We start from the raw sequence: 21386 nt of genomic DNA on the forward strand, positions 1-21386 counted from the left end.
CAAACGAATAAACGTGTCCTTTTGATCCGAAATATTAAATGGAGCTAATGGAGACATATATGGTATGCCAAAAGAACGTAAACTGCATAAATGCAAAATTGGTCTTGTTGTAGAGGATATCTTCGTGCAAATGGAGAATATTGTAATAATGTTAAAGAACTAAAACCTTATTATAGAGAGGATATACATATGAAGATGTTAAAGACAGTAGATGCAGCCAAAAAAGAAATAAAAGAACTTCAAGATTTTGTGTTTCTGGTAGAAAACTATGAAGTGACAACAGTAGAGCAAAAAATCTTAAAGGAATATGCCTATGTAGGAAGCATGGTCAAAGTCGTTGAAAACATTAATAAAGAATTTGGTCCTGATACGATAGATAAAACATTTGTATCTAACCTTCTGCAAATTAAACCCCAAGATGAATTACATAAGCGCTTAAAATCAAATTACTTATTAAAAACACGTCATACAAGGAAATAAAATAGCCAAGTACTTCTGAACTTACATAGACTCAATAAGGTAAATCTGAATGCTAAAACGATAAGGGAGGAAGAACTTATGATAAATGAGGATGTTAAAATACTGATCCCAGAAGACTTTGAGGATAATATGAAGATTATTACAACGATATTTAGCTCAACAAAAGAGGTAGGGCTTGTAATTGCGGGGGAAGATATGTATCCGACTTCCGAACATCCGATTTTAAGAATCTATCTGTTAGAACATATAGATTTAGGGTGGGCCATACAAGAAGAACTCCATGCTTTTGCATTTTTAAATTATGATGCAGCCCGATTATTTTTAGAAAAGCTTCCGAACATGTCTGCACTGGAACTGCTCATTATGATGAGCGCCCATGAAGATTCCAGGGAACCGCATGCAGGCTTTCTTTCGTAGCATTGTATATTTTCATTCTATTCCCTTGAGTTCACTTAGATAAGATGCTTAAAAATACTTAGCAATTAGCCAGAACACCCCCCTTACCAATTGGAAAGGGGGGTTCGTAAAATGATGCAACAACTTAATCTAATGTACTTAATTTCCCTCTGATATATTTCGACCGTGCTTCAATAAAAGCCAATATATACTCCGGTTCTTTATCAAATAAATGGATATCGTCTTTTTTATAAGGATCTTTTTGAATATATGGCCTGATCAAATCATGCATAGCTTGTATTTTTAGTTTCAAATAGTCTACATTAAATTGGGTGTTTAAAATAACTTCTAACAAGTTTTTGTATTGACTACGAAATGTTTTCACATCTAGAATTCTTGCAGTTAGCGTATTAAATCCTTCGATTCGTAAATAATCTTCCTCCATCACTTCCCCGTTCACATCTCTTCCCCATGTTGCATCGTAATCCCAAGGGAGGACTTCGAATAGTCTCGTTTCGCTATTTTGGTAAAGTGCGTAATTATGAACAAAACCATCGAAATTTTGAGTGAAAACAACGCCTGCCAACCATCGGAGATACTGATCAACATTTAGGTGTTTCACAATTTCTTTTTCAAAATCAGCTCTTGAAATGGTATTAATTTCAATAATCATTTCTTGTAAATGAAATTCATCTTGTTCAGTCCCATATTTTTGTTCATAGCCCAACTTAAGTGATTTTTTTACTTCTTTATCAAGATCACTCATTAACGAAAAGTTAGCATCGCCGTCAACGGCATAGAATATTGGGCCTTTTGGTAGTTGTCGATTCGCAAGGAAATACTCATCCACTGATTCTAATTCTAAATATAGCCCCTCATCCCTCCCATTCAATTTTATATTTACAAATCGAGACTTTGGCGATAAGCAACCTATTTCATTGAAAAAATCGAGAGATAATTTATTTCTTAATAGAGAAGGATCTTTATATTCTGCGTTGATATGAATTTCTTTGGCATTTCTATACGTACTAGGTTTATAAAACGAAATGTGATACGACTTCTTTCGAAACTCCCGGATATGGGAGCCACGATACACAATATCGATATCATATTTCTTTTTGTTTATCGTTAGTTTCGCGGAAACCGGATCATCTATCCAAATATCTTTTCGAAGTTCCCTTAAATCGATAGGATTAATAAAAAGCTGATATACAGGTATTTCCATGACATTATCCACGCGAATTCTTCCTTTCATTTTTATAATATTCGTATGAAACAAAAATAAAAAATGCCACTAATAGAAACGAAATACTATTTAATTTTAAATAGTTTGCATTTGTCTCTATCATAATTAGTAAAATTTCATAACTTACTATATGAGAAAGAAATGTGTATCAGTACGAGTTTGTTTTTTTTGAAAAAGAGATATTGATCTACCTTTTTTCTCTAATAAATTTGAAAGGAGGTTTTTAATATGTCATGTTTTACTTTTGACGGTATACAAAATGCAGTCGAAGTGTCTAACAGCAGAGGGTTATGGTTCTTCTTGTTCCAGGATCCTTTTAGTAACAGACGATGCACGAGCAGGAGACGCCGTACGAGCAGAAATCGTTGCACTTCGAGGAACCAACGTCGCACAAGCAGAAATCGTTGCACTTCGAGGAACCAACGTCGCACAAGCAGAAATCTGTTCACTTCGCGGAACCGACGCCGCACGAGCAGAAATCGCTGCACTTCGCGGAACCGACGCCGCACGAGCAGAAATCGTTGCACTTCGCGGAACCGACGATGCTGTAGAAAGAACTTTTGGAATGACTTGTTATTTTAAAAAAACTTCGGGGCGATTTTTCGCTATCTGAAGAATATCTCACTTTATGTTCTTTAAAGAACTATGGAGTGTTTCAGAATTATAAAGTTAACTAGTTCCTACTAGTTAACTTTTTTTAAAACACAATGAATTTACCACTTTTTAACTCCCTTCATAGGGTACAGTATAGGCTATGTGAAGAGGCTTAGACTAAGACTCATGTTTGGGATCTTTGCATGGATCGAGATTGGAATGTTTCGCAAATCGCCACCTATACAGTCACTCTTCAAGCTTTTATTTATTATTTCTAATGTTGTTTTTTCGTCCGCGAATTTCGCTTCGTCTTTTAATTTAAAGATGTATAAATGAGGATGTAAAAATACTGATTCCAGAAGACTTTGAGGATGATATGAAAATTATTACGACTATATTTAGCTCAATAAAAGAGGTGGGGCTGGTAATTGCGGGGGAAGATATGTATCCGACTTCAAAACATCCGATTTTAAGAATCTATCTTTTAGAAAATATTGATTTAGGGTGGGCCATTCAAGAAGAACTCCATGCTTTTGCATTTTTGAATTATGATGCAGCCAAGCTATTTTTTAGAAAAGCTTCCTAACATGTCTGCACTGGAACTACTCATTATGATGAGCGCCCAAGAAGATTCCAGGAAACCGCATGCAGGCTTTCTTTCGTAGCTAATACTTTCACTTATCATTCGTCACATTTCCTTAAATAAGAAAACACACAGCAAATCAATGGTTAGTCCTGTGTCTCGTCTACTTAATAAACATCCAAAGATGAATTATAAAAAGCTTAATTTTCAATTACATATTTAATAGCCGACATTTCATATAGTGATAAAAGATAGGGGTGATAGTTTGGAGGAGAAGAAAAGAAAAGATAGTTGGACAGTAGAAGATGATAAGGTTCTTGCTGACACGGTGTTAACTTTTATTCGTGAAGGAAAAACGCAAATCCAAGCCTTTGAAGCAACTGCATCTATCCTCGGCCGTACAAAGCAGGCGTGTGGATTTAGGTGGAATAAAACATTGCGTAAACAGTACAATCTACAAAAACTCAGTCGAACCAGTAAACCCAATGAAGTTCACAGTCATCTAAAACAAGCGATGACCTCGCATGATGCATTAGCTGAAGCTTATGAAAAGCTGCAACTGGATTATGAACAATTGTTGTCCGAGCATCAGAAGGTAAAGGCGTGGCTTTCTAATGGAAAAGAGTTGCTGCGAATAGAATAGGATGATAAAAAGAGCATTCAAAATCGATGCTCTTTTTCGTTGTGACATTTTTGTGCGTTCCTGTTCCCTTTGTGGATTTAAAATAAAGTTCGACCGTTTAAAACAAAGTTTAACCGTTTGTAATAAAGTTGCACCGTTTTGAAAAAAGTTCAACCGTTTTATATATGGATTTTTGATATTTGAGGATTTTTCTTATTAAGCAATCGGGCCATATTCTTGAATAAAAAGTAAAATTGAATAGCGAAGAGATTGTGAATAAATGGACTTAAGCTAACGGTGCATTTTACCACAAGAAGGCCATTGGTTTTTTATGGTAAAATGAGTAAGGAAAAGATATAAGGGGGGTTAACGTGGAAAGAACTTTAGTTAAAACGGCTATATATTCATTTATTACTTCTTTTTTATTGTTATTGGTATGGGTAGATAGAATAAGAATAACAACAGATGTAAACGGCATGACTTCCGCAGAGGGAAATTCTTATCCAGATTATTTCTTTATGATTTTACAATACTCTATAAGAATTTCATTCATTATAGTCATAAGTGTATTTTTGATTAAACTGTACAAAAAACAAAAAGCAAAATGAACAACAGGTTCTTCAACTATCGGGCGCTAATGGAATAACTAAAATCTGAAATGATCAAACTTTTTTATAAAAGAATGATTCAATTGAATATATTAAAAGCGTGTTTTGATCAATCTTTTTTCAAAACACGCTTTTTCTATTTACTATTTTATCAAGGTTTATAGAGTTAATTTAATCAAACTTTATTTCAATGCTACACCCTTTCGTTTGCTAGTTTAAGATTTTCTACAGTTCTTTTCATATTTTCTAGCGTTTTGTTACAGTGAATCGTTCCTTCTTACAATCGAGATTAAAGGAGATGGAACAAGTGATGGGAATTTAAGGGTTCCCTCTAAGCTTGTGTATCGCTTATACATCACAAGTTGACATAACATCCCGATGAGGAAGTAGTCGACTTCATTACTCCATAAGAAAAGCGCCCTTTAAAGGCAGCTGGCTTCACATTTGTATATATACCAACTGACATAATGTTAAATAAAAAAATCGTCCGATTGAACGGACGATTTTTTCTTATTGTGCTACTTCGCTGGCAATGCTTGATTCTGCTAAGTCAACTTCTTTAAGTACCTTATTTAATTCAGCGTCAGCCTCTTCAAATTTTGCACGTGCCTCATCTAATACAACTTCACCTTCAGCAGCTAATGCGTCTGCTTTCATTGTATAAGCTTCTTGTATTTTGTTTAAGGCTGAGTCAATTGTTTCTTGATGATCTTTTAATTCAGCTGGAACTTCTAATTCTTCTACTTTAACCGCAGCATTTTCAGCAGCTGTTTTTGCAGCATCCTGCATTTTTTTAAGCTCAGCACCTTCTGGAGGTACTTCTAAAGTTCCTACATTTTCATAAGCATTTAGATCTGCATCTACAGCATTAATAGATTGAGAGATTGATAAGTAAAACTTCATCATATCTCCAGCAGGGTTCGCTTTTCCTTCAGATGTAGTTTCTTCAGATTTAGTTCCTTCAGTCGTTGTAACTTTTTTCTCTTCTTTGTCTTCAGAACAAGCTGCAAGAACTAAAGAAAGTGAAGCAATAAGCAATAATAGTTTTTTCATCATTCAATCTCCTTTAATCTTGGGAATATTTAGTTATATTACCATAGCTGAACTTACCTGTAAATGAATTACCAATTATTCAGCCATTTAGTTGAACAATTATAAAGCCCTTTTTATAAGGCGTGGCATAGACCATGCAGAATGGGTTGACATAATCCCCGGATTAGGAAGTATTCAACTTCATAATCCATAAGAAAAAGCCGCCTTGTAAAGGCAGCCGGTTGTTCAACTAAAGTACCCTTTAGTTGAACAATCTCTATCACTTCATATATTTGTAATAAAGATTTACTAAGGAAAAGTAAACTAAAGCAGACCCAAAAATAAAAAATAAGAACTCCTTTATCTTTTTCGCTTCCATCATTAAATCTTCATTATAAAAAAGTTGCATGTTTTCATTTATAGAAATAGGAGTCGTAAAAATTGATAATATTAATGCAAGAACAGCGAAAACCCCATATATATTTAGCATTGTTCTTATAGTAATTTCCTTTTTTGTAACTATTTCAACATTTCCGGATGTTTGTTGATCTATTTCCAAACTCCTAATCCCCCCATTTTTCATAATGCTTAAATAACTATACGAATAAACACAAGAGAACCTCCGCGGAGGTAGTTGCTTACACTATTTTTGGTATCCATACGCTGTAGTAGAGGCAACAAAAAAACGTCCAACCGAAGTTGGACGATTTTCACTTATTTCTTCAGGTTTTCGTTATATTCAACCCAGAAGTCAGCATTTTTTATGCCAAGCTTTGTTGGATCAAACACAGGATCTTTTCCTTCTTTTTTCTGAGCTTCGTAATCTTTAAGTGCTATAAGTGCCGGTTTGGCAATTATGAGGATGGCAATCAAGTTCAACCAGCACATTAAACCTAGCCCAACATCGCCTAATGCCCATGCTAATTTAGCTTGATTTATCGTTCCATAGAACGATGTAATTAAAATGACAATTTTCAAAACAAAAATACCGATTTTTTCAGCTTTGCCTTTCATTAGATAAGCAATGTTGGTTTCTGCCATGTAGTAGTATGCCATGATTGTCGTGAAAGCAAAGAAGAATAATGCAATGGCAACAAATCCTGCTCCAATGCCAGCGCCCGGCATTGCATAATCAATTGCTGCTTGCGTATAGCCAGCTCCAGCTTCAACCCCTGGAAGATTTTCAACAACAAATGCTCCTTCTCCATCGTCCAACTGAACATTGTACATTCCAGTGAAAAGAATCATGAACGCTGTTGCCGAACAAACTAGCAATGTATCAATATATACGGAAAAAGCTTGAACCAATCCTTGTTTCACTGGATGAGAAACTTCTGCTGCAGCTGCTGCGTGAGGTCCAGTACCTTGACCAGCTTCATTTGAATAGACTCCTCGCTTAACGCCCCATGCAATGGCAGCACCAATCATTCCACCGAAAGTTGAGTCAAAGCTAAATGCACTTGAAAAGATTAATCTAAGAACACCTGGAACTTCAGTAATGTTCATTCCAATAATGATAATCGCCATTAACATGTATGCTAACGCCATGAATGGTACGACATATTGAGCAACGTTTGCAATACGTTTTACTCCGCCAAGAATAATGACACCTAGAAAGACAACAATTGCAGCTCCAGTCACCCAGCGTGGAAGATCAAATGCATTTTCCATCCCTATGGCAATGGAGTTCGATTGAATACCTGGCATCAAAATGGACATAGCCAGTAGTGTTGCGAGTGCAAAAATAACTGCATACCACTTCGAGCCGATTCCTTTTTCTATGTAATAAGCAGGGCCACCACGGTATTGGCCATTGTCTTTCACTTTATAAATTTGTGCCAATGTTGATTCGACAAAGGCTGAAGACGCCCCGATAAACGCAATTGCCCACATCCAGAATACAGCCCCTGGACCACCAAATGCGATTGCAGTAGCAACCCCTGCGATATTTCCGGTTCCAACACGACCTGACAATGCAATCGATAATGCTTGGAATGAAGATACCCCAGCATCAGATTTTTCCCCTTTGAACATTTGAACAACCATGTCCTTAATTAATCGAACTTGCAAGAAACGCGTAAGGATTGAAAATAATAGACCGATTGCCAAACAACCATAAATCATCCATGGTCCCCATAAAAAACTGTTTATTTGCCCGATAAACTCTTCCATTCTCTTCCTCCTAATCTAGTTCGTGATATTGTCGCACAATTCACTATATTACAATAAATTTGAGATTACAAGGAAAGAACGAAAATCAGGTAAATGAAGTAGTAGAGGCCACCTGCCCCGTTGAATAAGAAAAAGAGCTGCTTAAGCAGCCCGATGATCTTCAACTAAAGCACCCGTTAGTTCAACAAGAAGTATATTCTATTAATTATTTATATGGTTTAACATTTGAACTGCAATTTTTTCAATCCAATCACCAAATGTAAGGCAATTGTTAATTTTGTGAAATGTATATTCTGGATAGGTTTCAAATGGAGTAATAAAATCGAAATTATGGTCGTGAGCATACATTAAAACTTCCCCTGATTGTTTATGGTACATTGTCACATTTCCATTAGCTTCAAAAGCAAAGGATATATAATCAGCTTCATAACTCAGAACATAAGAATATATACTAAATGAAACTTATTTATTAGATTTTCGTATTATAGGTATTCTATTTAAGAGGAGAACACAAAATTGACTGAATCTAAAGGATGGTTGTCACAAGAATTGAAAAAAGGAGAGGATTGGGAGAAAGATCAAAATGATTTATGGTTTTGGGAGAAGCTTGGTCGTTTACCCTTCAAAATCATTGATAAATGGACCCCTACCTTTATTCAGAATAAAATCGGAATAATTCTAGACGAGCTTGGAAAATATGTTCAAACAGGTGGTAGCTACTTAAGTTCGATATCAGCGATCTCTTCTTATTATCCTGACACAGAGGTGAGTTCGTTAAAGGATGCGTCAATACTTCCGCTTTCCATAATGGATCAAGCTGTTGATAGACTAACTAGTAACCGGAAAAATCTTGCGACAATTCAAGGTGCCAGTACGGGTTTTGGTGGAATATTCACCTTATCAATCGATATTCCACTACTTCTAGGTTTACAATTAAAAACTATTCAGGATATTGCAATTTGTTATGGCTATGATCCAAAATCAAAAGAAGAGCGTTTGTTTATCGTCAAATGTCTCCAATTTGTCTCCGCTGATATTGTGGGAAAACAAGTGATTCTTAGCCAATTGTCTCAGTTCGATAATCATGATGATTCTGTGAAAAGAGAGGTGCTTTCAGAATTACAAGGTTGGCGTGAAGTCGTTTTCGCGTATCGTGATCAATTGGGTTGGAAAAAGCTGTTTCAAATGATCCCCATTGCCGGCCTCATTTTTGGTGCGTTTATTAACCGAGGTGCGGTGAACGATATAGCTGAAGCAGGGAAAATGCTTTATCGAAAAAGAAGAATCATTGAAAGACTTGCTTCAGAGCGCTTCAAAGCTGTTGCAGCTTTTTAAAAAAGTTTGATCAAAAATACTTCGCAAACCCATATTTCACGACAGACAAAAAGAAGCCATTTTGAAAAAAGATTAATCAAAATGGCTTCTTAATTTGTTATTAGTTATTTCGTTTTTTATAAAAAAGTTTGAGCATTTTTTAGTGGTCCTTATTCAACTAAAGCACCCGTTAGTTGAAGATTGGCTAAATAACATAATTGGTCTCTGATATAGAAAGTATTTCGATTTCGGAACAAAAAAAGTGAAGTGTATTTTCTTCATAGTCTTCCACTTCAAATTTCATCTTCTCCCAACCTCTTTCTGTTATGTCCTCAATATTTAAAGAAATTTGATGATAAAGCCCACCACTTTCAAAGCTGATACTCTGTGGGTTGTGGAAGCGAAATTGAACAAGATAACCATTACCATTCCCTTCGATAATAAAATCAATATCAAGTAAAGAACTATGAACATTGAATTCCTTTTGAAAACTCAAATTGAAATTTGAAATACACTTTATATCTGCAAATGAAAAATTCTGCAATTCATCTGTAATTAAACCAATATTTTTTATCATAGAGACCACCTTATAACAACTCTTTAATTTATATTTTAACATTTATCTTATTGAACTAACCTGCCCCGTTAGTTCAATAAAAAAGTGATTAACCCCGACCTGAAGTAAAGCACCCACCGTTTGCTGAATTAGACGATACTCTCTCTGTAAAAATCCACTAAATCAGGGTCCTTTTCCTCTAAAATGTCTTCAAAGCTATCCCAACCCTGCTTACTTATAAACCCAGCTTCCTGTGATGTAATTGGAATAAGCCAGTTCATTAGAATTGAAGAGTTTTTATCAATATCGTAGCTATGAAAGCTTTCAGGAAAATAAACTGGAATGCTGGAATATAAAGCTTCAAGGTTCGAATCATCAAATAATGGACCGTACGGACCTATTACATCCCCCCTCAAGAGTGCAGAGTGATCTTTAAGAATGGACATACCAACCTGGTGGAGAATACCTGGTATGTCTTCATCCCCAAATTCAGAATAAGAAACCATTATTAACTCTTGACGAATCTCCAGTTCATTTTCAGGCCATGCCAAAATATGATTGCTCAATCCTAACGTGGAGTATGTCGTAGTTTTTTGGAAGGGACCTTTGCTAAATTTAACAATTTGGAATGGTAATTCTGCACTTTCCGCATCATCCCCAAACCCATAAAGAATTTCACCTAAATTATCTTCTAAAAACTCAATAAATGTTTTCATTTTTACCTCCAGAATAAATGGTTTTGGTTTAATTCTGTCTAGCACTAATTCCACTGTGATTCAATTTTATCATTTGAATTCTTATTGAACTAACCTGCCCCGTTAGTTTAAGTGAAAACCTTCACAATTTTATATTCATTTTAACATAAATATCCAGTGCGGTATTTATATAGGGAAACCCATCCTCCATATTCTTTAACGATTAATCAACCTTTTCCTTTAATAAAGCCAATAAAAAAAGGCTTCACTCCTTATTGAAGTAAAGCACCCGTTAGTTGAAGAACATTCACACTAAACTGTTCCTACAGTTTAAATAATCTATTTTTCATCCACTTCTAAATGTATTGGTTCAAAACCTTTGGTAATTAACTCTTCAGATGATTCACCAGATTGAGACCAAAAATCACTTTGCCCAATTTTTTCATCTTTAATATAGTAGGCATAAACAATTTCATATTCATTTTCAAAAATCACATGAAGTTCCACCGTGGTCTTTAGTTCATCATCGTCTGTATCGTTTATCTCCCATTTTTCATTAGGATAAATGGTTGTCAGGTACGTATTAAGCTTACCTATTGCTTCATTCGTTTGCGATTCAACTAATATAGGTAGCAATGCAAAATAACCAATAACAATAATAAGTATGGTTCCCGATACACTCCAAATCAGTTTCCGAATGAACGGTTTTAAGAAATAAGAAATGCTGCTTACTATGGCAAGTATTACGAATACATAAACAATAATTATGATTGATGTAGGATACATTGCTTTATCCCCCTTTTGTTGAACTAAACTGCCCCGTTAGTTGAATAAGAAAAAGGCTTTCCCCTTATTGAAGTAAAGCAACCGTTAGTTTAAGTGCAATGTTTCACAATCTTTTTTATTAGTAGAGAGCATTCTTGAAACTGGTCTTATTTTACTTATTTAGTGGGTTCCAGCATAGCAGTACATTAGAGCAAAGATAAAAATAAAAGTTAAGACTGCTCCTAAAACATTTTGGTTATGAGTGCTTTTTCCATTCTTTAAGTTCTTCAAAAAAGTAGTGAAATTTAAAAACCATAAAACTCCTAATAACGGTACGACAAGCCAAAGCATTAATAACATTAATAAGTACTCTCCTTTTCTAGTTTTATATCACAAACACAACAAAGTTTACGAAAACAGGCTTAACTAATGCACCCGTTAGTTCAATAAGAAACTTATTTCATACTTTCTAAAATTAAATAGTCTTTTGTTTTAACTATTGTTATATCGTGTTTCTCTGCGAATTCCAATAAATGGTCATACGCTTTTGGTGGTTCGAGAACAGCTAATCTAACGTTGATCCCTTTATTTACTTTTATTTTGGCAGATTTTTTAGCCCAGCCGACTCGTGTAAATTTCAGTTCATTTATTTCTTCAGGAAAAATCCTCTGTTTTACGATGGATTTATTGAATATCAAAATCTCATAAACCAAATTCTCATCGTTGATATTAAGCCTAAATCGAACAAAAGCAAATACAACGGCTACCAGTAAAACTGATAGATATAGAGATGAAGACCCGCCATAGTAATCCGAAACTACATTCAAAAATAAGACAAAAATGATGGTCATAACAATTGGATATCTATGCGGTCTAATTTTGTATTCCATATCAATTCATCTCCTTTTGTAACTGCTTCTTCCACTAAACTGCCTCGTTAGTTGAACAAGAAATGCTTTACTCTTCTTGAAGTAAAACACCCGTTACTTTAATAAGGTGTCATCAGTTTTAATATTCTTTTTTGCAAGAATGCCAGTTAATAAAATAATAATCCCTAATATGGTTACGGTAAATTCAGCAATATAAAAGTCACCATCTCTAACCAAACGAATTAGAAAAGAAACGCCAAATCCAGTTGTTAGTAATACTCCAAAATACACAATTCGATTTTTTATATTAACTCCCCCTTTTATTAAAGGTTTCGTAAATCTTTAACTAACCTGTACGACTAGTCATCCATGATTCCTATACTCAAAACATAGCATAAGCTTAACGTTAAAAATCCCTTAGTTGGATATATTTAGAATTATTTCTTATAGAACTAACGCCCGGTAGTTGAAGAAGGAACCTAGTCATGAGGGTTAATAAAAAAGGAGAAAGGGACCGAAAATGGCCTCTTTCTCCTTTTGTTTACTTCTCTAATTCATGTTGTGTTTCCTTTGAAGAAAATGCTTCTTTCAATTCTTTAGTGTCGTTGTGATGAGGATTTAATGACTCTATGTTTTTATTTAATGCATCTCGTGATTGTAATAACGGATTTTTCATTAAATGCCAACCCACTGTAACATTATGTTTATGTTCGGCCTTTAAATTTTTCTCTTTGATGTATTTCCCAATTTGCTCGTTTAATTGCTTTTCATTTTTCGTTTGTAAATGCTTCGTTTCTTTAACGGATGTAACCGATAAAAAGCGCTCGGTATTCAAAGACTGAGCAATAGCTGTTTTTTGAACAAACTTTTGACCTTCTACCTTCTTCGCAAATGTTCGTTCGGTGGTTTGCCCACCTTCCATAGTCACCGCATATTTTCCTTCCTCAATCTTTTCTATCTTGATGAAGTCTTCCACCTTTTTGAACTCTTTCACCAATTCATTTTTATTCTCTAAGATATTAATGATGGTATAGCGTTGCTCAAGATCACTTAAAGGCAACAAGCGATTCGTGTTTGTCCGTAAGTAGAATTGTTGATCACGCGTGTTTTCTTCGACTTTAGCAAATACGACTAGACCATTCTTTAGGTCGATCAGTTGCAACGTAGGTTTATCCGCAAGCAGCACATTCCACTTTTCTTCAACAGCTGATTTTACTTTCTCTGTATCGATAGATTGATAAAAGCCTTTAATTTTTTCACTTTGTAGCTCATTCAATTGATCAATCATTTGTCCCGACACGCTTTGTACTTCTCGAATCGCTTGTTTGGCTACGTTTATATCTTGTGCCCATGTAGCAATGTAGCCAGTTGACGTTAAGTCTGTTTCTAGTCCGTAATAGTGAGAGACGATATAGGCTGCTGATTCGGCTTGTGCTTCTCTATGACTACGAGGCAGTTCACGTAATTCACTCTCTTTGTTGTGAAGAAGTCCATGTGCGTATTCATGAATCAAGACACGAAACTTCTGATCAGCAGTTTGTGAGACGGCCGTATTAATGACAATGTCATTAGTGGCAGAATTGTAATACCCGCCGAAACGTTCATTTTCATGACCTTCTTCTTGAATAGTTAAAGGGTTTTTCTCGTCTATATTAATCTGATGAACGAATTTATCATATAAATCTTGCATGGAACCATCTGCTTGGAGTTCTGTTTGAACGAAATCTCGAACACTTGGGATATCACGGCCACTCGTTTGTGAAACATCGAATACTTTGCCATATACATAGCCACTTAGAGTTTCTTTCACTTCCGATTGAACGTCACCATGTTCATCCGTTAAGACGTTACCTGAAGGTTGATTTATTTTCTGTTCTTCAGTTTTTTGGAAAGTCGGAACTAAAATGTCGATGCTGCGTTCTCCTTTGTTCACATGGCGTCCTAGTGATTGCCACTGCTTAAACCCACGAATCATGGTAGCGTCAGGCTTTTGTGAAGCAATGAGAAGTGCATTTTGGAACGAGTATTGATGCCCTGATGCTAATACATGCAGTAAATCTTGGAATCGGTCATTCTTGAATAAATCTTCTAAGTTTGTCTCTAACCGTTTAGAAACCTCAGTTAAGTCCACTTTGTTAGACATATTCAATCACGTCCTTTCGTACATACCAGGCCTCATATAAAGGCTCTAACCTGCCTTCAATACGAATGGGTGTGTAACAAGTTACCGTGTAATCTCCGATGTTTTCTTCTAAGTCCAGAACACCATCATATGTAAGTGCCTCAAAGGGCACAGGATCATAAAAACTTAATATCCGTTTGTCTGTTGCGAGAATTTCACTAATGGTCAGATACATCCAGCTCACTCCTTTTGTTGTGTGGTTTACCCATATCAAGGCATGTATAAAATTAGAAGAAGTTTTGAATGGTGATTTCTTTCTCTTTTAATCGCTTTTGAATATCATCTTTTTCATGTTCAGTAGCATCTTCCACAAGTGCCTCATTCATCGCAAGTTCAGACTCATCAAAATCAAGGTTTAAGTGTTCTGATTGACTCCATTCTTCTTCCAGTATTCGAGTGGTTGTGCCACCACTTAATGAAGGAGGAGAGTCAGCTGGCAATTCTTCTTCTACTGTTGCTGCGATTTGAAAATCTACCATCCTATCAGGAGTCATAGTTTGATGGTGTTCATTGAATTGTTCTACATAATCCCCAAACACTTCAGATTGCCATGCCTTTTCGAGTTTCATCGGGAACATCCCACTCACAAATAAGTAGCTAGTGTCCTTTGAAATATTGGATAAGTCCCCTTCAGGTATCAAGGGTCTTTTCACGTACTGTTCAGACTGACTGGAACTAGCACTCGATTTGCCACTCATAAAGCCACCACTTTGACTGGTGGAACCGGTTTGAACCTTTGCTGTCGTTTCGCCAGCGAGTTGAGAGAAATACTTGATGGTTTCCATGTCCTTGCTTCGTAAAAATAAGAGCGTGTCATGGTTTGACAGAATCGATCGAGCCATTTCTTTTCCATACATCGCTTCAATTTGACCGTTATCCTGAACGATTGTGTTCATGGATAACCCTAAACCTCGACAAGTCGCAAGAACACGGCCATATTTCTCGATTTTTCCGATGTTTGCAAATTCATCTAACAAGAAAATCGTTGGAATCTTTAGCTTGCCGCGATTTTCATCAGCCATTTTATAGAACTGGGAGATGAGTTGGTCAAAAAAGACAGATGTTAGGGCCATAAATGGATTGTCGTCCATGGGTAACTTCACATATAAAACACTTTGTTGTTCCTGAAAGGATCGGAAGTTAAAGTCACTCGTACTTGTCATCTTGCTAATCTTATTAAGCGTGAAAATGCTGACTTGGGATGCGAATGAAGAGGTAACACTAGCTCTCGTATTGCCACCAAGGGTCGTCAACCCTTTTAATAGTTGATAGGCTGGATGATGTTGTCCTAAATCTTCTTCGACCCAATCACGAAATTCATCTTCATCGGGGGCTACTTTATGATTAAAGGTCGCAATCACGTCTTTCATACTGGCGTTCGGTATTTCCGTTTTACAGTAGACAATTAATCCAGCTAACATTTTCTGTGCACGTTCCATAAAGAAGTCTTCTTTTCCATCTTTGGTAGAATTCCTCGCAATGGTTACCGAAACACTTTGGGCATCTTGATCATCGACGACGTAATCAAGTAAATTGTATCGATCTTGGTTAAAGTTGATAAAATCAACTTGGTATACCTGATACCCTTGTTCACGCTTGATTTGTGCAGTTTCATGATACAGTTCACCTTTGGGATCGGTCACCACAATCGTTTCTTCTCGATTATTTAACAAGTTTGGAATTACATACGATTGTCCTTTCCCACTCCCACTGGAACCAACCACATAGACGTTTCGGTTATCAATGGCCGTTTCACGAGGGATAATGAGCACTTGCTTTTTATCAGGCACCTTCCCCACAATCAAGCCGTTTTCAAGAGACTCAAACGTTTTACTCGGATTCGTTTTATGGTATTTGTTCCGTTTAGATAACTGTTTACCGTTCATGACTTCATGGGGTTGCGTAAAATGTGCAGAACCATGGACACCGTAATCGTATGCATCTTCATAGGTTTTTTCCAGGAGGTTCATTTTAGAAAGGAACCAATAGAAGAATACGCCCATTAATAGCACAATTAATAGTTTGGTTTGATTGTCTGCGTCATTCATGACGTAATCGACGGTTCCTGATACATCCAGTAATCGGTTTTTTAGCTCACCTTTTAACTTTAATAACGTAAACAGTCCAGATAAAACATACCCAATTAGAAGAGTTAATAGGAACGTTATCGCTATTCGTACTCCGGCACCTTTTCGGAATTTTCGTTTCGCCATTCTTCCTCCACCCTTCTATAAGTCGACTTCTAAATCTAATTGCTGACGGATACGTTGGTTCTTCGTTTTTCTTTTTAGTTTTGAAGAGAGTTGTGTACTTTGTTTTGCAGCTTGAGAAGAGCTGGATTGATGAATTAATTGCTCAAGCAATTCGCTCGATGCTCGTCCACCGACAAAGTGTGAGATTTCCTTCTGTGCGGTTGATAAACGATTGAAAAATGAAGTGGATTGAGTTTTCTCATAAGCTTGTTGCTTGTCTGCTCTTTCGGTTTCACGTGCTGTAGCGAACTGTACACAGGCCCGTAAAGAGGGAGTGAACCCTTGCTTTAATTCATCTTTGTAGGCGCGCAAAATGTCAGCTTTTACTTGGAGTGGCAACTCATCTACCTGTCTAAGTGTGCTTTCTTTTTCATCTGCAAATGTGGTGCGAAGGAGCACTCCTAATTGTTCGTTTACCAATTCAGCTTTACGACTGCTTTGTGTTAAAAGTTGCTGCATCGTATTTACTTTAATAGAGAGCTGATACACTTGCTCAGGTTCTCCCCGCATTTTAATAAGCGCATCTTTCTCTTTACCCAACTTATTGCGAGTTAGCGATTGAATGCGGATTGTATTACTTAACGTATCGCTCTTTTCGATAACTTGATAGATTTCCGCGATGGATAATACCTCGGTTATTTCTTCTGGATATATGATTTGCTCATTCCTATTTTCTTTTAGTGCTTCAAGTATTTCATTTTTAATGAGAAGAACTCGATCGTTCCATTTGAATTCTTCTGGGACATCCGGGTAAACCTGATTGAATGTACGATGTGTAATGAGTGAACATACATTGTAAACTCGTTCCGTATGTTCAAGTAACATGTCTTGCGTTTTAGCTTCTTTTTCTTGGTCTGCATCTTTACTCTCATATGCTTCAAGGCGAGGAACAAATTGCTCATAGAACCGATTTATTGAAAATCCTTGTGACTGAAGAAATTCTTTGTTTTGTGCATGATACGATTTGTTCACTGCGTCCAGTAATGCATGTGTTACGGTCATTTCTGTTTCTTTAGGTTCGAGTGTACGCTCTCTCCATCGATACAGTCCGTCTAAGTGTTGACGGACATTTGTAAAGTTCACTTCTTTTTTCAAACGTCCTTGCAAGAAATGAATACTCTTTATGTACTCGGGTTCAAGTTGACTCTTTACGAGACTTGTTTCCTGGTGAAGAAGTTTCTCTACCGATGGTGCCGTTTGATGGGCAGCGAGAGATACAATTTTAGATTCCAGTCGTTCAATCTCTTGATTGGTTATTCGAATTTCTTGATTTAATTGATGATAAAAAGTGGTAGCTTCTTTCCCCTGTGCTGCTAATCGCTTAACAAATTGATATTCATTTCGTTCCAAACGAACTTCAGCGATTTTCTCCAAGCCTTGTTCTTCAAAAGAAAGCGCAGATGCTTTTTGGTTAATGCCGTTTTCTAGAAATAAATCATTAATGGTTTCAGCATAAGCAAGTCTCCACTTTACCAACGTTTCTCGATGATTCCAATCCGTCGAAGAGACGGTTTGGAAAATCTTTTTTCCATCTTCTGTTCGTTTTATTTCTCCATGCTCATCTCGTTCATACTCTCTTCTTTTTTTCTCTCCCCACGTGCCATCTTCCTTAAATGGACGTACCGTTAATAAAATATGTGCGTGTGGGTTGTGTTCTTTATCTCGATGAATGGCAACGTCCGCCACCATGCCTTCATTCACAAAATGAGTTTGAACAAATGTTTCGACAAGACGTTTTTGTTGATCATGGTTGAGTTCGAGTGGTAAAGCAATGAGAATTTCACGAGCTAATTGAGCGTTCCATGCGTTTTCCTTTGTCTCGACTTCATTCCATAATCTTTCACGATTAAGTGTCCATTCAGGGGCGTGATCAGGTTTTAAGATGAATGCTTCAGGTGTTATGCCACGAGTACGAAAGTTTTTTGTTTCTTCATCTCGTACTGAATACAAAGGCATTCCACTACGGTAGCTGGCACTTGCTACTACTGATTGTGTTTTTTTACTAATCACGTTCGCTCGTAGCATGTAATAACTCATCTTAATCCCTCCCCTCTTTTTTCTTTATGTTTTATATATCCGAAGGCGACAAACTTTTTGACCGAAGGCAAAACCCAGGGCACCACTTTAGTGGTGTATAAATGGGCACTCGTCTTTCAGTCCTCGGATATATTGTACCATAATTTCTCATTTACTATAGATTAATTTTATATATATGTTAATATTTTTATATATAAAACAAAAAGGAGTGGAAGAGAAATGGCTAACAACTTTGAAAAGATTTTGACGATTGAACAACAAATTGAGAAATTGAAGGAAAAACAAAAACGATTAGAGGAACAAATGCAGCTGAATATTGGGCGCGAATTGTTAAAGGTGTGGAACGTGGATTCAGAGGAAGATGCCTTGAAATGGGTTCAAAAGCTTGCTGTTCAGGTGAATGGGGAAAATAAAGCACTTCAAAATGAAGTGATGACCAATGAAGGATAATCGACTCCAACAAGCGAAAGAGTTACAAGAAAAAGTTATGGCCTTGCAGCAAAAGAAGAAACGATTAGAAAGTGAAGCAATGCGTAAGGTGAGTTGGGAAAATAGAAAAGCGCGAACCAAACGCTTAATTGAAACTGGTGCATTGGCAGAGAAATATTTTGGATTAGAAGAATTGTCGGTGGAAGATCGTGAAAAAGTGTTTCAGACTTTTTCTTCATTTGTCAAAAGCAAAATATTAGAAAAAAACTAAACAACCTGCCTATATTAAACCAAGTGAAATATCTACTTATGTTAGGAATGTCATTCTCCCTATCCGGGTGAACTAAGATAACGTTACCCTAACTAAATCGAGCCTCTCTTTGCTGTAACTGGTAGAATAAGAATACATAAATACGATAGCTGTTGTGATTGACTAGAGAGGTGAATAATTGTGAGTTTTCAAGAAATTGATTTAAAGAAAAAAAAATTAGATCAAGCACGTCCTTTACCGATTCATTCCGTGAAGTCGCTGTTAAATCATGTGTTAATTGAATGGACCTACAATTCAAACGCCATCGAAGGAAATACCTTAACGATTTCCGAAACAAAAGTGGTTTTAGAAGGAATGACAATTGGCGGTAAGACGATGCGTGAGCATCTCGAAGTCATTAATCATCGAGACGCAATTGATTTCCTTGAAGAAATTGTTCAAAAGCATGAACGATTGACGGAGTGGACAATAAAATCGATTCACCGACTCGTGTTAAAAGGAATCCAAGATGACAATGCTGGAGTTTATCGAAAAGAAAATGTCTTAATTGGTGGTGCATCTCACCGTCCGCCAGACCATCTGATCGTTCAAGAGTTGATGGAACAATTTGTTTCCAAAGTTGAAAACGAATGGTCAACCTGTCATCCTGTCGAACGTGCAGCAAAAGTGCATGCAGAGTTTGTGAAAATCCATCCATTTATCGATGGAAACGGACGCACTTCTCGTTTGTTAATGAACTACGAACTAATGAAAGCTGGCTTCCCCCCTGCCGTCATTAAAGCAACTGATCGTGCACGATACTACGATGCTTTGGATCATGCACATACAACTGGGGACGATGAATCATTTATTCAACTAGTTTGCGGATCTGTAAATGAAAGTTTGGACCTTTGGCTAAGTGTTATTTGAGTTTATTTAAAGTGAAAAGCGATGTGAAAAGCGATGTGAAAAGCGTATGTCCGGAGAAATCTCTGAACATACGCTTTTTTATTAACTTTTTTTCTGTTTGTTAGATCTTAGTTATGCAACCACGTCAATTTATTGTGATTTTATTTTGAAAAAGTGGTCTACAAGTGTTGTGTGGTCCACTAGTGTTTAATCATTTGTAGTTAAGTAATTCATATGGTGTCTTGGTCACTCGTGAACCATTTTTTTAGGAGGTTTATTACCTGCTAATTTTGACACTACCAAAGAAAGAAAATTATCACATAACGGTAAGAAAAAATCTAAAAACGAATCATCATGTTACTAGATTATAAATATCTATTCAATTTATATGTAAAAACTGAAGGGATAGAATTCCGCCTTGTGAATGCCGAGATCTAATTCATAAGGTAATTTTTCTTTTACCTATAAGTTTGTCCAGTCAAGGATTTGATTTTTTCATATGATAAAGAGTTACGTACACATTGAAGCAGGGTTTTCTTTTCAATAATTGCTTTTGTATCATTTTCATCATAATGAATGCAGTTCACGGTTAGTCATGGCATTTTCTAACAACTCATTTTTAGTAGTCTTGCGAGCAATAAAAGAATGGAGGTGAAGAATATGTTTTATCCTCAAAATCCGAATTCAAGGTCATACCAATCATCCCCTAGACCAATTTATCGGGAACGAAGACCGTACCCTAGGCCAACTTATCAGGGACCTCGACGTGGTACACCAGATCGGAATTTTAGACCATCTCAAAGAGAGTCACAGAGACCTAGAATGTGGAATCTAGATCAAATGATGACTACCGTTGAGAGAATATCAAATGGAGTTAATATAGATCAAATGAAGACAAACGTAGGGAAAATATCAAATGGAATCAATACATTAAAGCAGTTGGGGTCTGCTTTTTCATCGTGGAGAAAGCCATAAGGTTTAATTTTGAAAAGCAAAAAGAACATTGTTAATTTATTGTGATTTTGTTTAGAAAAAGTGGTCTACAAGTGTTGTGTGATCCACGAGTGATGAAAAAACATATAAATTCATAGTCTACTCTTATTTAGTGCGCTGAAAGAAAAAAGGTTATTTATAGTAATCTACTAGTGGTGTGTTGTCTACAAGTGTTTGTTTATTTGTGGAACACGAGAATTCATTTGTAGGTTGTTTTTTAGGTATAAAATATGGGAACGTCCGATTTGGACGTTCCCGTTCTTATTCCATTAAAGCCCCCTATAATGGAATAACTGTAAAGCTAATGAAGCTTTTTTAAAAGCTGCGTTTCCCTGGCCAAGCTCCTTGCATTTTACTTAGGAATACAATTTGCCCAATATGATATGCGTCGTGCAATGCTAA

25 protein-coding genes and 1 pseudogene are annotated in these 21386 nt (G+C 36.3%); 11 read left to right on the top strand and 15 right to left on the bottom strand.

Annotated elements, in window-relative coordinates; translation table 11 throughout:
- Positions 1–159: pseudogene (locus C8K15_RS21465) on the bottom strand (spore germination protein); the annotation flags it as partial.
- 30 nt (positions 160–189) lie between these two features.
- Between C8K15_RS21465 and C8K15_RS18405 the strand changes: the two are divergent.
- Positions 190–480, top strand: coding sequence for a hypothetical protein (locus C8K15_RS18405; RefSeq protein WP_108587879.1), 291 nt, complete (start codon positions 190–192; stop codon positions 478–480).
- Positions 481–558: 78 nt separating this feature from the next.
- The gene (locus tag C8K15_RS18410) at positions 559–897 is read left to right on the top strand and encodes a hypothetical protein (RefSeq protein WP_108587880.1); all 339 of its coding nucleotides are present in this window, start codon (positions 559–561) and stop codon (positions 895–897) included.
- A 124-nt stretch (positions 898–1021) separates the two neighbouring features.
- Here C8K15_RS18410 and C8K15_RS18415 read toward each other — a convergent pair whose 3' ends face one another.
- Positions 1022–2113: a CotH kinase family protein gene (locus C8K15_RS18415; protein ID WP_108587881.1), complete on the bottom strand. Its 1092-nt coding sequence runs from the start codon at positions 2111–2113 to the stop codon at positions 1022–1024.
- Positions 2114–2366: 253 nt separating this feature from the next.
- On the opposite strand from C8K15_RS18415, the gene C8K15_RS18420 reads away from it, so the two are divergent.
- The 4 genes from C8K15_RS18420 (at position 2367) to C8K15_RS18435 (ending at position 4529) form a co-directional block, all read left to right on the top strand.
- Positions 2367–2735 (top strand): hypothetical protein, encoded by a 369-nt coding sequence (locus tag C8K15_RS18420; protein ID WP_108587882.1) that lies wholly within the window; start codon positions 2367–2369, stop codon positions 2733–2735.
- A 357-nt stretch (positions 2736–3092) separates the two neighbouring features.
- Complete coding sequence (locus C8K15_RS18425; RefSeq protein ID WP_108587883.1) at positions 3093–3302, top strand: hypothetical protein; 210 nt, start codon at positions 3093–3095, stop codon at positions 3300–3302.
- A gap of 262 nt (positions 3303–3564) precedes the next feature.
- Positions 3565–3942 (top strand): transcriptional regulator, encoded by a 378-nt coding sequence (locus C8K15_RS18430; protein WP_108587884.1) that lies wholly within the window; start codon positions 3565–3567, stop codon positions 3940–3942.
- 350 nt (positions 3943–4292) lie between these two features.
- Positions 4293–4529 (top strand): hypothetical protein, encoded by a 237-nt coding sequence (locus C8K15_RS18435; protein ID WP_108587885.1) that lies wholly within the window; start codon positions 4293–4295, stop codon positions 4527–4529.
- Between the two features lie 510 nt (positions 4530–5039).
- Here C8K15_RS18435 and C8K15_RS18440 read toward each other — a convergent pair.
- The 4 genes from C8K15_RS18440 to C8K15_RS20440 all read right to left on the bottom strand — a co-directional run bounded on the left by C8K15_RS18440 (position 5040) and on the right by C8K15_RS20440 (position 8081).
- The gene (locus C8K15_RS18440) at positions 5040–5582 is read right to left on the bottom strand and encodes a hypothetical protein (protein WP_233260561.1); all 543 of its coding nucleotides are present in this window, start codon (positions 5580–5582) and stop codon (positions 5040–5042) included.
- A gap of 259 nt (positions 5583–5841) precedes the next feature.
- Positions 5842–6120: a hypothetical protein gene (locus C8K15_RS18445; protein WP_108587887.1), complete on the bottom strand. Its 279-nt coding sequence runs from the start codon at positions 6118–6120 to the stop codon at positions 5842–5844.
- A 155-nt stretch (positions 6121–6275) separates the two neighbouring features.
- Positions 6276–7733, bottom strand: coding sequence for an alanine/glycine:cation symporter family protein (locus C8K15_RS18450; protein WP_108587888.1), 1458 nt, complete (start codon positions 7731–7733; stop codon positions 6276–6278).
- A 201-nt stretch (positions 7734–7934) separates the two neighbouring features.
- A complete protein-coding gene (locus tag C8K15_RS20440; RefSeq protein WP_158268357.1) occupies positions 7935–8081 on the bottom strand; it encodes a hypothetical protein in 147 nt (48 codons plus the stop codon).
- Between the two features lie 168 nt (positions 8082–8249).
- On the opposite strand from C8K15_RS20440, the gene C8K15_RS18455 reads away from it, so the two are divergent.
- Positions 8250–9068: an EcsC family protein gene (locus C8K15_RS18455; protein ID WP_108587889.1), complete on the top strand. Its 819-nt coding sequence runs from the start codon at positions 8250–8252 to the stop codon at positions 9066–9068.
- Between the two features lie 184 nt (positions 9069–9252).
- Here the strand turns inward: C8K15_RS18455 and C8K15_RS18460 are convergent, their stop codons facing one another.
- The 9 genes from C8K15_RS18460 to C8K15_RS18500 form a co-directional block, all read right to left on the bottom strand.
- Positions 9253–9624 carry a hypothetical protein gene (locus tag C8K15_RS18460; RefSeq protein ID WP_108587890.1) on the bottom strand — a complete coding sequence of 124 codons (372 nt, stop codon included), beginning with the start codon at positions 9622–9624 and terminating at the stop codon, positions 9253–9255.
- 128 nt (positions 9625–9752) lie between these two features.
- Positions 9753–10319, bottom strand: coding sequence for a suppressor of fused domain protein (locus C8K15_RS18465; protein WP_108587891.1), 567 nt, complete (start codon positions 10317–10319; stop codon positions 9753–9755).
- 318 nt (positions 10320–10637) lie between these two features.
- Positions 10638–11084, bottom strand: coding sequence for a hypothetical protein (locus C8K15_RS18470; RefSeq protein ID WP_108587892.1), 447 nt, complete (start codon positions 11082–11084; stop codon positions 10638–10640).
- 434 nt (positions 11085–11518) lie between these two features.
- Complete coding sequence (locus C8K15_RS18480; protein ID WP_108587894.1) at positions 11519–11953, bottom strand: hypothetical protein; 435 nt, start codon at positions 11951–11953, stop codon at positions 11519–11521.
- A 93-nt stretch (positions 11954–12046) separates the two neighbouring features.
- Positions 12047–12223 (bottom strand): hypothetical protein, encoded by a 177-nt coding sequence (locus C8K15_RS20445; RefSeq protein WP_158268358.1) that lies wholly within the window; start codon positions 12221–12223, stop codon positions 12047–12049.
- Between the two features lie 250 nt (positions 12224–12473).
- On the bottom strand, positions 12474–14075 hold the full coding sequence (locus tag C8K15_RS18485; RefSeq protein WP_108587895.1) for an ArdC family protein: 1602 nt from the start codon (positions 14073–14075) through the stop codon (positions 12474–12476).
- Positions 14068–14289 carry a hypothetical protein gene (locus tag C8K15_RS18490; RefSeq protein WP_108587896.1) on the bottom strand — a complete coding sequence of 74 codons (222 nt, stop codon included), beginning with the start codon at positions 14287–14289 and terminating at the stop codon, positions 14068–14070. The genes C8K15_RS18485 and C8K15_RS18490 overlap by 8 nt, the downstream gene beginning before the upstream one ends.
- A 52-nt stretch (positions 14290–14341) precedes the next feature.
- Positions 14342–16327 (bottom strand): VirD4-like conjugal transfer protein, CD1115 family, encoded by a 1986-nt coding sequence (locus C8K15_RS18495; protein WP_233260562.1) that lies wholly within the window; start codon positions 16325–16327, stop codon positions 14342–14344.
- A 15-nt stretch (positions 16328–16342) separates the two neighbouring features.
- Entirely contained in the window at positions 16343–18403 is a 2061-nt protein-coding gene (locus C8K15_RS18500) for a MobA/MobL family protein (protein WP_108587897.1), read from the bottom strand.
- Between the two features lie 219 nt (positions 18404–18622).
- On the opposite strand from C8K15_RS18500, the gene C8K15_RS18505 reads away from it, so the two are divergent.
- From C8K15_RS18505 to C8K15_RS20990, 4 genes are all read left to right on the top strand, one after another.
- Positions 18623–18853 (top strand): hypothetical protein, encoded by a 231-nt coding sequence (locus C8K15_RS18505; protein ID WP_108587898.1) that lies wholly within the window; start codon positions 18623–18625, stop codon positions 18851–18853.
- A complete protein-coding gene (locus tag C8K15_RS18510) occupies positions 18843–19103 on the top strand; it encodes a hypothetical protein (protein ID WP_108587899.1) in 261 nt (86 codons plus the stop codon). Before C8K15_RS18505 ends, C8K15_RS18510 begins: the two co-directional genes overlap by 11 nt.
- Before the next feature lie 177 nt (positions 19104–19280).
- Entirely contained in the window at positions 19281–20012 is a 732-nt protein-coding gene (locus C8K15_RS18515) for a Fic family protein (protein ID WP_199224142.1), read from the top strand.
- Between the two features lie 801 nt (positions 20013–20813).
- A complete protein-coding gene (locus C8K15_RS20990) occupies positions 20814–20966 on the top strand; it encodes a hypothetical protein (protein ID WP_233260563.1) in 153 nt (50 codons plus the stop codon).
- The last annotated feature ends 420 nt before the right edge of the window (positions 20967–21386 follow it).

This window comes from Paenisporosarcina sp. OV554, from assembly GCF_003058165.1.
Lineage (GTDB): Bacteria > Bacillota > Bacilli > Bacillales_A > Planococcaceae > Paenisporosarcina.

What these genes read in the sequence shown, in the direction of transcription:
- C8K15_RS18405 (WP_108587879.1), top strand. Translation starts at nt 190, where the DNA reads ATGAAGATGTTAAAGACAGTAGATGCAGCCAAAAAAGAAATAAAAGAA.
- C8K15_RS18410 (WP_108587880.1), top strand. Translation starts at nt 559, where the DNA reads ATGATAAATGAGGATGTTAAAATACTGATCCCAGAAGACTTTGAGGAT.
- C8K15_RS18425 (WP_108587883.1), top strand. Translation starts at nt 3,093, where the DNA reads ATGAAAATTATTACGACTATATTTAGCTCAATAAAAGAGGTGGGGCTG.
- C8K15_RS18440 (WP_233260561.1), bottom strand. Translation starts at nt 5,582, where the DNA reads ATGAAAAAACTATTATTGCTTATTGCTTCACTTTCTTTAGTTCTTGCA.
- C8K15_RS18450 (WP_108587888.1), bottom strand. Translation starts at nt 7,733, where the DNA reads ATGGAAGAGTTTATCGGGCAAATAAACAGTTTTTTATGGGGACCATGG.
- C8K15_RS20440 (WP_158268357.1), bottom strand. Translation starts at nt 8,081, where the DNA reads ATGTATGCTCACGACCATAATTTCGATTTTATTACTCCATTTGAAACC.
- C8K15_RS18460 (WP_108587890.1), bottom strand. Translation starts at nt 9,624, where the DNA reads ATGATAAAAAATATTGGTTTAATTACAGATGAATTGCAGAATTTTTCA.
- C8K15_RS18465 (WP_108587891.1), bottom strand. Translation starts at nt 10,319, where the DNA reads ATGAAAACATTTATTGAGTTTTTAGAAGATAATTTAGGTGAAATTCTT.
- C8K15_RS18470 (WP_108587892.1), bottom strand. Translation starts at nt 11,084, where the DNA reads ATGTATCCTACATCAATCATAATTATTGTTTATGTATTCGTAATACTT.
- C8K15_RS18480 (WP_108587894.1), bottom strand. Translation starts at nt 11,953, where the DNA reads ATGGAATACAAAATTAGACCGCATAGATATCCAATTGTTATGACCATC.
- C8K15_RS18485 (WP_108587895.1), bottom strand. Translation starts at nt 14,075, where the DNA reads ATGTCTAACAAAGTGGACTTAACTGAGGTTTCTAAACGGTTAGAGACA.
- C8K15_RS18490 (WP_108587896.1), bottom strand. Translation starts at nt 14,289, where the DNA reads ATGTATCTGACCATTAGTGAAATTCTCGCAACAGACAAACGGATATTA.
- C8K15_RS18495 (WP_233260562.1), bottom strand. Translation starts at nt 16,327, where the DNA reads ATGGCGAAACGAAAATTCCGAAAAGGTGCCGGAGTACGAATAGCGATA.
- C8K15_RS18500 (WP_108587897.1), bottom strand. Translation starts at nt 18,403, where the DNA reads ATGAGTTATTACATGCTACGAGCGAACGTGATTAGTAAAAAAACACAA.
- C8K15_RS18505 (WP_108587898.1), top strand. Translation starts at nt 18,623, where the DNA reads ATGGCTAACAACTTTGAAAAGATTTTGACGATTGAACAACAAATTGAG.
- C8K15_RS18510 (WP_108587899.1), top strand. Translation starts at nt 18,843, where the DNA reads ATGAAGGATAATCGACTCCAACAAGCGAAAGAGTTACAAGAAAAAGTT.
- C8K15_RS20990 (WP_233260563.1), top strand. Translation starts at nt 20,814, where the DNA reads ATGTGGAATCTAGATCAAATGATGACTACCGTTGAGAGAATATCAAAT.